This window comes from Leptolyngbya cf. ectocarpi LEGE 11479 (assembly GCF_015207065.1).
GTDB classification, from domain to species: Bacteria; Cyanobacteriota; Cyanobacteriia; order Phormidesmidales; family Phormidesmidaceae; genus Leptothoe; species Leptothoe ectocarpi.
In genome coordinates, this window is the sequence record NZ_JADEXP010000295.1 from 1 (window position 1) to 8,197 (window position 8,197).

Here is an 8,197-nt window from a genome sequence, read left to right on the forward strand (position 1 = left end):
TTGAGGCCCCTCGTCCAGACCAGCTAAGTATTTCTTCCAAGAAGAATAGAGAGCCTCAATTAAAGTTTCACTATTGGAATTTTGTCTTTCTTCTAGCTGTGATATTGCTAAAGGCTCTGAAAGTTTAAAAAAGTATTCCAAAGTACTATTCGAATCTTGATCTGCCGTTTCATACCCTCTTGTTTCAAAAAGTTCTTCAAGTGATTGGCTACTAGTAACTGACAAAGAATAGGCATCTAATGCCTGAATAGAGGACTCCATCCAATTTTTCATGGTTTCTGCAGAGATACTAGAGGAACTGACCAAGACGCTGTAAGGGCTGGCTTTAAGCAGACGGTCAGCATTATATTGCCGAGCAATTTCGGCATAGTCATCCATATTAGGCGTTGGCCATTTCTGATTTTTGGTTCGATTTGGATTCGCTATATGTCGGATATGGTAAGTCTCGCGAAAATACTTGCGTGCAAATAACCTATGGGAAATCCAAGGCTCTTGAATTCCTTGGTGGTGCTTTAGAGCTTCTGTTAACTTCTTATCAGAAGCCTTATATAAACGTCGCCAACGTGATACCTTACCCACAGAAAGTTGATCTTGAAGTTGCCGTTCAAGTATCTTTTGAATGTAGCTGTTAAAGTTATGAGACCGATCAAAGTCGTAAGAACTAAGCCATGAGCTAAATTTTTCTGTGTCGAGTAAGCTCGTTCTAGCTATTTGGAAACAGTCTTCCCAAGCAACACCTCGAGATATACGAAGTATTTCTTGAGTTCTCTGAAATACTTTATATGTTGCCCAATAACAAGCTTCATCACAATATGCTCTTAGATGTCCAATGGCGTATTCTTTGCACCTTTTATTATTTTTAGATTCCCAGCTATGAATCTGCCGTGGCCGTTCCAGTGCGCTCTCAATGTAAATTCTGAGTAATGTAAATTCTTGCTTATCGGCTAAATTTTCTTCGTAGAGTTTAAAGTTCTTTGCCAAGCGGCTATCAGAACACCATTGAATTGTTTGATGAGCAACTTGGATGTAAGTTGAAAATTTTTTAATGAGACTTTCTCGCTCTGGTAGAGGGGGAGGTTGAATCATAACAGGAACTCACCAAGCTATCGAACATGAGGTACATCAGGTTTAATTAGGCTGAGGACAGTCTATTGACTAGACTCAAAGCTAATGTAGGCATTACTCAATTATTGGAATCATACGCTACAAAATATGCAGATACTGCGCCTTATTGTCTGATTTAAGTGGAGTAAATCAGGCTACTACACGCGATGCCCCACAGCAATCAAGACACCTGTGAGAATTCGGAATGCATATTAATTAGGAAAAAAGGAGAATTTGAACGTTTCTACTCTTCCGATGCCATGGAACTGAATTAGCCGATGTAGTATATTCAAAATCGATGCAGTCCTAACTTGAGATGCCATGGAACCGGTGTCCTGTGTCCTCTTTATCGCGGCATTCATCATCGCCTTATTTCGGTCTATAACCGCGAATCTGAGCGAGCTATCAGTCGCCTTTCCCGGTCTTGCCCAACCTGATTCTTAGTACAAGAGCCAGCAACGATTGGAAGTGAACCCTCAGGATTAGTTATTAGCGGGTGTATTTGTAGACTCGCTAGGTTCTGTAAATACTGGCGGTGCCTCCTGCTCGATACTTTCAATGGCGTCAACTGCTTGCTGCTGCTCGGCTCGCCATGCTTGAATGCGGCTCTGGGCATTGGCGTAAGCATTGGCCTGGGAGGGGATTTGGTTGGCTAAGCTGATGGCCCGGTCCAGGCTGCTGTAGGATTCGCCTTCAGCGATGTTTAAGAGATCCGAACTCCAGCGGTTAATCTGCTGCAGGGCGTTGCCATACTGGCTGCTGCTAGAGGGAATTTGATTGGCGGTGACGATGGCGCGGGCTAGGTCGTTGGCTGTACCTGAGCGGGCTATGTTGTTGGCTTCCTGTAGACGGGTTTGGTTTTGTTGCTGGTCGCGCCAGCTAGCCAGGTCGTTTTGAATTTCTCCATATAGGGAACGTTCGGGAGAAATGCGGGAGGCGGCTGCGATCGCACCGGCCAAATCCCCTGCTGTCGCCAGCCGCCGGGCTTCATCCACCAGCGGCCGATCCTCAATCGCTTCAATCCGTGCCTGCCAGCGGGAAATACGCTTTTGGGCGTCACCCGTAAGGGCACGCCCTGGAGAAATCCGGCGAGCTTCTTGGATGGCCAGCTGCAAAGACTGGGGTGTACCCATTTCCGCCAGCTGGTCGGCTTTGTTTAAAATCGGCAGATCTTCACTCGTTTGCACCCGATCTTCCCACTGGGTAATTTGCGTCGACACTTCCTGCCAGCGAGGATTATTCCGTCCCACCTGCTGTGCCTGGGCAATCGCTGAGCGCAGGTCGTTGACATTGCCAGGAGCAGCGATCTGGCGAGCCTTGTCCAGCTGGGCCAAAGCTTTGATCTCTGCACGCCACTGACGGATTAACGTCTGGGCACGACTATAGAGGGGCCGATCTTTCCCCATACTCTGTAACCGGGTAACGGCAGAATCCAACCCTAGGGCATCGCCGCTCCAGGCATGCCGATAGGCGTCTGTAAATACTTGAAAGTCGGCAATTTCGCGGTCGAGTCCCTCATTTTTAGGAATCGCTGCCAGGATTTCTTCGGCTTGGGATAATTTTTTCCGGGCCAGAAAGTCCTCGGCCACCTCTAGCATGTCCTTGGCGATGGTTTTCTTCATCTCTTTGGCGTCGCCGTGGAGCACACTTTCAGGCTTGATGGAGTTAAGCAACTTGAGCGCTTCTTTAAAGCTGCTAACGGTTCCATTACTGGCTAGACGCTTGACCTTATTCAGTTTGCGGCTATCTTCTCGCGCCAGGGCAATTAGCTTGGTGAGTTCGGTGTACTTGGTTTCGGACCAGTAGTCATTACTGACGTCCAATAGCCGCACCGATAGACCAAACGCATCTTTAAAGTTGCCGTCCACCAGCGATTTTTTGGCCTGGTCAAAAATGTCTGCGCCTTCCTCCCAAATTCGTTGCCAACGACGAATTGAACTTTCTACCTTGTCGGCAGCGGCGGTGTTGCTAGGGATTTTTTTGGCGGTTGCGATCGCATCTTCCAGCTCTCCCTGGTGAAACTGATCGTCCGCCAGCTCCAGAATTTGGCCGGACCAGGTTTCCACCTTGGCATCAATCTCAGCCCGCAGCGGATGATCCTCCGGCAGCTTCTCCACCAGCCCAATCGCCTCCAACAAAAAGTCCACGCTTCCCTGAGTAGCATAGGAATCGGCACACTGGAGACGCATGGCTGCCGATGCCGTCGGCCAAAAAATTGCCCGGCAGTTGGGTAGGTTTGGCATCCGAAACAAGCTGGTCACCGCAAAGGCCAGGGTTCCTGTAATCAAGGCCAGGGTAGTTAGCAGTAAAAACTGCCAGCTACCAATCCACCGAAACACCATAATGCCCCCCAGACCAGACCGTTTTGGCCCCGGCTGCGGAGCGGCAGCGGGCATGTCGGGCATGCCCGCATAGGACGGAGAGGGTACCGCCGCCTGTCCCGGCTGGGATGCTCCCTGGGAGCGCCTGCGAGGCACAGAAACAGGTTTAGACGGACGGCGACGATCTCGTTTGGGACTCATAAACGTATCAGCCAGAGAAGATATACAGGTTTGTATGCCAAATATGGCGTTACTTTAGCGCACTGCATGGATTGTGTATAAGTGCATTGTGTATAAGCGCATATAGATAGATTACGAGCCTACCCACTCCAGCCCACTTTAATGGGCCAGCTAGCCAAAGCAATCCAATAACTGAGGGTACAGGCAAAATCATCGTTCGGAGCACCCTTCTTTACGTTTTGTCCCATGGGCATACAGAACATTAAGACAGCCAATTAGGAATTCACGTTCCCCACGACTAAGACCCTAACAGCACTCCCCGCTTGCATCATTGTTTCCCCCAAGGGCACCTGGGCCAATCCATTGGTACGACTCAGATTGACTAGATTGCCAGAACTATGTCCCCCCGCCGCTAGGGTAAACCGATAGCCGTTGTCTCCCAGGGACAGATGCCCCCACAAATAGGTCTCCCGCTGACCGCCAGCCTTCAAATCGATATCTGTCGTGGCCCATACAAAGGTCGGGGACCAGCCCGTACTTAACCCCGACAGCTTTCGCAGGGCCGGTTGTACAAATCGCCAAAAACTTACCAATGACGACACCGGATTACCCGGTAACCCAAAGTAGAGCTGATCCTGGCCCTGGTCAGAGCCCCGGTCAAACGTGGCCACCGTCAGAGGCTTACCGGGTTTGACCGCCACTGAGCGAATGTGAATAGTCGCTCCGAGTTCTGCCAAAATCTGATCCACATAGTCATAGTCCCCCACCGATACCCCCCCAGATGAGATCACCATATCTGCCTGGGTTAGCGCCTCGGCAATGGCCTGCCGCGTGGCCTCTTTTTGATCCGGCACAATTCCCAGGGGCACCGCTACCGCCCCTGATTGCTCAATCAGGGCTGCCAAGGCATAGCGATTGGAGTCCACAATTTGCCCCGGTCCCAGGGGGTGATTAATATCCACGAGTTCATTCCCTGTGGATAAAATGGCCACCCGAGGGCGTCGATAGACCGGCACGGGCACACACTGTGCCGCTGCCAACACCGCAATTTCAGCGGCCCCAATGCGGATGCCAGGTCCTAGTAACTCTGCTCCGGCCTGATAAAAACTGCCCTGCTTACGCACAAATGCCTGGGGAGCGGGTACGGCTAAGACATCCACTTGATTTTCCTGACGCCGGGTGTTTTCCTGCATCACGATGGTATCGGCTCCAGCGGGGAGCAAACCGCCGGTAAAAATGCGGGCGGCCTCACCGGGCTGCAGCGTCCGCTGAGGTACCTGCCCCGCCGGGATCTCTTCTACAACGGTGAGGGTGGCAGGTACCGTCGCCACATCGTCATAGCGCACCGCATAGCCATCCATCGCTGAGTTATCCCAGTGGGGAAAATCTAGCTGACTGCTAACGGAGCGTCCTAGCACTCGTCCCAGGCTGGCTGCCAATGTCACCATTTCCAGATCCGCGACCGGTGTGGCCAGGTCCAAAATCAGCTGTTCCGCATCGTTTGCAGGCACCATAGGCGTTTAAGGGACTTTATGTCAGTCCGGGTAGATTTAGCTCAGAAATAAGTCATTCATCACCATATCAAACGCTCCCAGTACGATATGAAGTAGACCCACCCCCAAACTTTTGTGTAATGACCCTCGCTTCCACCCTCAAACACCGCCGTCGGCAGCTAGCTAAACACCTGGACACACCAGTGATGCTGTGGTCTGGTCAAGCCACCCCCCGCAATTTTCCGGCGAATACTCACCCCTTTCGATCTAGCAGCCACTTTCTTTACTTTGCCGGACTACCGTTAGAAAATGCGGTGATCCATCTAGCCGATGGGCGTCTCACATTGTTTATGGATGAGGCCACTCCGGCCCAGGCACTGTGGCATGGCCCCAGTCCCACCCGTACGGAACTGGCGCATAAAATGGGGGCGGATAAGGCGCTGCCGTTAGACGATCTAAAGCATTTTGCGGGTGAGGTGGCCACGCTCAAGGTACAAGATAGCGCTACGGCGGCTCAGCAGGAGACCATTCTAAATCGGTCTATTCCGATGGCAAAACAGTCCCAAGAGCAGGATCTAGCCTTACTCCAGGCCATTGTGCAGCTGCGCATGGGGCATGATAGCTATGCTCTCGCAGAAATTCGCCGGGCGGCTGGGGTGTCGGTCACGGCCCATAAAACAGGCATGGCCGCGACACTATTAGGTGAAAGACTAGGTGAAGGCCTGAACGAGGCTCATATTCGGGCTGCCATGGAGCAGGTGATTATGGCCCAGGGCATGACCTGTGCTTACAACAGCATTGTGACGGTCCACGGTGAAGTGCTCCATAACAACCACTACTGTCATCCGCTGGGAGAGAATGACCTAATTTTGGCCGATGTGGGTGCGGAAACAGAGACGGGCTGGGCATCGGATATTACTCGTACCTGGCCGACCGGCGGTCAGTTCTCCTCCACCCAGCGGGCGCTGTATAATGTGGTGCTGGCTGCCCACGATGCTTGTATTGCAGCGGCAAAACCTGGGGTGGAATATCGGGAGCTGCATCTGTTGGCCTGTCGGACGCTAGCGGCAGGTTTGGTGGATCTGGGAATTCTTTTGGGTGCTCCTGATGACCTGGTAGATCAAGATGCCCATGCGTTGTTTTTTCCCCACGGTGTAGGGCATCTGTTGGGTCTAGACGTGCATGATATGGAGGATCTAGGAGACCTGGCGGGGTATGCTCCCGGTCGTAGCCGTAGCGATCGCTTTGGTTTGGGCTTTTTGCGTTTGGACCGACCTCTGCAGGCGGGGATGGTGATCACCATTGAACCTGGTTTTTATCAGGTGCCGGGGATTTTGGCAGATAGGGGTAATTGCGATCGCTACGCCACCCTGGTCAACTGGGATCGTCTGGCCCAGTTTGCCGATGTACGAGGCATCCGCATCGAGAATGATGTGCTGATTACTGAGGACGGCTGCGAGGTGCTAACAGCAGACTTACCGACAGCGGCAACCGCGATTGAGCAACTTGTCGGTAACCGCTAGCGCATGGTGACAAACTCTTCTGCAGAGCTAGGGTGAATCCCCACAGTGGCGTCAAAATCAGCTTTAGTCGCTCCCATCTTTACAGCAATGGCCATACCCTGAATAATCTCGGCAGCGGTATCCCCCACCATATGAGCACCGAGAACCTTGTCAGTCTGTACATGCACAATTAACTTCATCAGCGTTTTCTCTTCCATCTGGGGCAGGGTGTAGTACATCGGTCTAAACCGAGACCGATAGACCCGGATGCCTGCTTCGCCATACTTATCGATGGCTTCGCTTTCGGTCATACCCACAGTCGCTACTTCAGGGGTGGTAAACACAGCTGAGGGCACATTGTCATGATTCATCACCCGGCGCTTGCCACCGTAGTGAGTATCGGCAAATACTCGACCCTCATTAATGGCGACGGGGGTGAGGTTAATGCGGTCGGTACAGTCTCCTACGGCGTAAATATTAGATTCAGCTGTCTGGCTGTGGGCATCGACAACAATCGCGCCCTTCGCTACCTCAACTCGGGTATTTTCCAAACCCAGATTTTCTAGTCGAGGCGTGCGTCCCAAGGCGGCGAGACCGACGACATCGGTAAAGACAATATTGTCACTTTTGAGATTAACTTTAAGCCCTGCATCTGTTTTCTCAAGACTGACCAGTTCATCAACAACAATGTTGATGCCGTGGCGCTGCATGGCATCTTGGACTTCAGTGCGAATATCTTCGTCAAAGCCGCGTAGAATCTTGTCGCGGCGGATAATCTGGGTGACTTCGGTACCCAGGGCGTTGAGCACACAGGCAAACTCGCAGCCGATGTACCCACCACCAAAAATCACCATGCGCTTGGGCTGCTGAGCCAGGTTAAAAATCTCATCGGAGGTAATGGCCAGCTCAATACCCGGAATATTGGGTCTGTTGGGTTTCCCCCCCACCGCAATCAGAATTTTTTCGGCAGTAACGGTCTCACCGGCCACATCAATGGTGTGGAAATCGACAATCCGCGCATGGCCCTTGTACAGGGTGACCTCCGCATTGTCGATCATCCGCTGATAGATGGCATTAAGTCGAGTCACCTCATTGTTGACCGCCGTAATCATTTGGGACCAGTCAAACTTACCAGCCTCAAATGTCCAGCCGTAGCCTGCAGCCTCCTGCACATGGCTGGCAAAGTGAGACGCATAAACCATCAGTTTTTTGGGCACACAGCCCCGGTTTACACAGGTGCCCCCCAGCCGGTCAAATTCGGCCACGGCCACCTTGGCCCCATACTGGGCAGCCCGCCTTGCCGTTGCGATGCCGCCAGAACCAGCACCGATGGCAAACAGGTCAAAATCGTAGGCCATCTCAATTTTCCTCTAACCTTAATGCTCAACAGCAAGTACATCCTATCGTCCGTAAAACGGTTCTACAGCGTTTCCATCAGACCCGTCACAATATCAGTAGATTTCGCAACAAGATCAACGCCTTCGAAATGAGTTACCGGGTGACCAATTTTTTAATCTGGGCTAGCTTAGCTGACTTATAGGGCGCATAGCGCCAGTCCAAATCAAACCAAAATGTTTTTTTGAGCACGCTCTTGTGG

Annotated in this window: 5 protein-coding genes; 1 reads left to right on the forward strand and 4 read right to left on the reverse strand. The window is 51.8% G+C overall.

From position 1 onward, the window contains the following. The 3 genes from IQ260_RS23330 to IQ260_RS23340 all read right to left on the reverse strand — a co-directional run. Positions 1–1,086: hypothetical protein (locus IQ260_RS23330; protein WP_193995483.1), on the reverse strand; the 1,086-nt coding region annotated here is incomplete at its 3' end. 500 nt (positions 1,087–1,586) lie between these two features. Continuing rightward, on the reverse strand, positions 1,587–3,626 hold the full coding sequence (locus IQ260_RS23335; protein WP_193995484.1) for a chromosome segregation ATPase: 2,040 nt from the start codon (positions 3,624–3,626) through the stop codon (positions 1,587–1,589). 254 nt (positions 3,627–3,880) lie between these two features. Further along, positions 3,881–5,119 (reverse strand): molybdopterin molybdotransferase MoeA, encoded by a 1,239-nt coding sequence (locus IQ260_RS23340; RefSeq protein WP_193995485.1) that lies wholly within the window; start codon positions 5,117–5,119, stop codon positions 3,881–3,883. A 119-nt stretch (positions 5,120–5,238) separates the two neighbouring features. Here IQ260_RS23340 and IQ260_RS23345 point away from each other — a divergent pair, with 119 nt between their 5' ends. Continuing rightward, on the forward strand, positions 5,239–6,621 hold the full coding sequence (locus tag IQ260_RS23345) for an aminopeptidase P family protein (RefSeq protein WP_193995486.1): 1,383 nt from the start codon (positions 5,239–5,241) through the stop codon (positions 6,619–6,621). Here IQ260_RS23345 and gor read toward each other — a convergent pair. After that, positions 6,618–7,958, reverse strand: a complete 1,341-nt coding sequence (gene gor, locus IQ260_RS23350; protein WP_193995487.1) for a glutathione-disulfide reductase — start codon at positions 7,956–7,958, stop codon at positions 6,618–6,620. The genes IQ260_RS23345 and gor overlap by 4 nt on opposite strands. Between the last annotated feature and the right edge of the window lie 239 nt (positions 7,959–8,197).

Bases quoted from the DNA above. Each gene is read 5' to 3' on its own strand.
- IQ260_RS23335 (WP_193995484.1), bottom strand. From the start codon at position 3,626: ATGAGTCCCAAACGAGATCGTCGCCGTCCGTCTAAACCTGTTTCTGTG.
- IQ260_RS23340 (WP_193995485.1), bottom strand. From the start codon at position 5,119: ATGGTGCCTGCAAACGATGCGGAACAGCTGATTTTGGACCTGGCCACA.
- IQ260_RS23345 (WP_193995486.1), top strand. From the start codon at position 5,239: ATGACCCTCGCTTCCACCCTCAAACACCGCCGTCGGCAGCTAGCTAAA.
- gor (WP_193995487.1), bottom strand. From the start codon at position 7,958: ATGGCCTACGATTTTGACCTGTTTGCCATCGGTGCTGGTTCTGGCGGC.